The organism is Vibrio sp. 10N.222.55.C7, assembly GCF_041473335.1.
GTDB classification, from domain to species: Bacteria; Pseudomonadota; Gammaproteobacteria; order Enterobacterales; family Vibrionaceae; genus Vibrio; species Vibrio crassostreae_C.
In genome coordinates this window covers 1-1,674 of sequence record NZ_JBFRSC010000095.1, presented here as the reverse complement: position 1 = coordinate 1,674, position 1,674 = coordinate 1, and the positions used below count along the sequence as shown (strand labels likewise).

At 40.6% G+C, this 1,674-nt stretch carries 2 protein-coding genes; both read right to left on the bottom strand.

Features of this window, described 5'->3' with window-relative positions:
• Positions 1-252: 252 nt before the first annotated feature.
• Positions 253-606 (bottom strand): hypothetical protein, encoded by a 354-nt coding sequence (locus AB4482_RS22725; protein ID WP_372154562.1) that lies wholly within the window; start codon positions 604-606, stop codon positions 253-255.
• A 10-nt stretch (positions 607-616) separates the two neighbouring features.
• Positions 617-1,531 (bottom strand): viperin family antiviral radical SAM protein, encoded by a 915-nt coding sequence (locus AB4482_RS22720; RefSeq protein ID WP_372181777.1) that lies wholly within the window; start codon positions 1,529-1,531, stop codon positions 617-619.
• Positions 1,532-1,674 lie beyond the last annotated feature (143 nt).

Sequence of the window (1,674 nt, the reverse complement as noted above, 5' to 3'; positions counted from 1 at the left end):
GCTTCGTAATCTTGCCCTGAAGCTCATCATCAGTAATCAATCATTTACCCATGCATTTTTACCTAAAGGCCTCTCAGATTGAGATCGTAACACGCCTTTATCTCATTATGTGTTATCAACCAACAGAATCTGACTTTGGCATGTGAACATTTTACATACTTATCTTCATATATGCTTATCCAGTCCTCAGGTATTTTTGGGGCGGATATGGTGCTAACACTGCATAAATTGCAATGTTAGCAACTACAATATCTATTTTTCATCCTTTGTTAGATGCCATCCTGAGCTATATTTGCATTTATAGGTCCGTAAGCTAATGCCGTGTTCTTCGTAGATGATATCTGCTCTAAGCCGAGCTTCCCGTTTGGAGTGATAAGAGTCCTTGTAAACGCCGTCTCGACCAGTACAACGGCTACATTTTTTACTTGAGGTTTGCCTACTCCGTGGTGATAGATGCCAAAGTCCACACTTAGTGCAATTGTAAGGAGTTAAATCATTGCCATAATGCTCTTTAGAATACTCTGCTGCATTTTGAGCATCATCTTCGGTGTAATATTCAGTTAAGGGTTGGCCGGACATTTTTCCCAAACATGTTTCGCTTTTCATACCGGTATCCTTAAAGCTCTACAACGTTAATATCGGCTTTGCGATATCTTGAAGCAAAGGTTCTTGGATTAAACTGAATTTGAGCAAGGGCACTCTCTACACCACATAGATTAATATTCTCACTGTACTTATATCCGGATTTATTGGCGGAATTCTGGTAAAAGCGCCCCTGAGGATCAATCATCAAGTATGATTCTGTCATCGTAGAGTTAGACTCTGCAAAGACAGGTAACCCCAATCCACTGTGCCTTTCTAAAAAACTGTTAAACTGTGCCTTGGAAACAAGTAGTTCATCATCACCATATGGCATGACATGCAAGATTTTCCATTTGTAGGGTTTTAGTTCGGCGATTAGTTCAGAGAAATCTTCTTCGAAATTAAGACTATTCACGACAGTGTTGATCTTTGTTTTTATACCCTCTTGGGACTGAGTCAGGCGTGCTAGTGCCTGTTTTAGATCGTCAGAGCTGAGAGAATTCCCTTTTCGGTCTTTCCTTCCAATTTTTCTCCGTGTGTTTAAGCTTTGACTGTCAAAGCTTATTCCAATCATATCCAGTATACCTTTAGGCAATGCCAGTTTGTCGTAACTTAAATAATGTCCGTTAGTTATGGTTGAAGTACTAAAGCCTTTTTGTTTTGCCAGCATCAAAGCAGTAATGAATGTATCTCCTAGCATCATAGGCTCACCGCCAGCAAAATTAAGGCGAACACTTTCGTAACCAAGCTCCTCTTTTAAGGTTGGAGTGCCTTTGATGAAGTAGTTAGCTAGTTTATCTAGTAACTTTGCAACTTCTTGCTCGGAACGATGTAGTTCATTGGGGCGTCCCCATTTTGCGAAGCAGTATGTGCAACCGTAATTACAGACTTCTGTTAGGTGCCAATTGATTACTAGTTCTTTTGTTGTACCAGGTTGGATAGTTGTCATTGTTTTGCTCCTCATGTATACAGGAGGCAAGTATGAAAACATCAGCTCTAGGAAAAAATGAAAAGCAAAGTCCCCCCCTCTCACCCCAAAAAAGGGGACGTGGGTTTCAAGACAGTTTGGAGCGGCGTTGTTGCCTAAATTAG

Coding starts and splice junctions, on each gene's coding strand:
- AB4482_RS22720 (WP_372181777.1), bottom strand. CDS start 1,531: ATGACAACTATCCAACCTGGTACAACAAAAGAACTAGTAATCAATTGG.
- AB4482_RS22725 (WP_372154562.1), bottom strand. CDS start 606: ATGAAAAGCGAAACATGTTTGGGAAAAATGTCCGGCCAACCCTTAACT.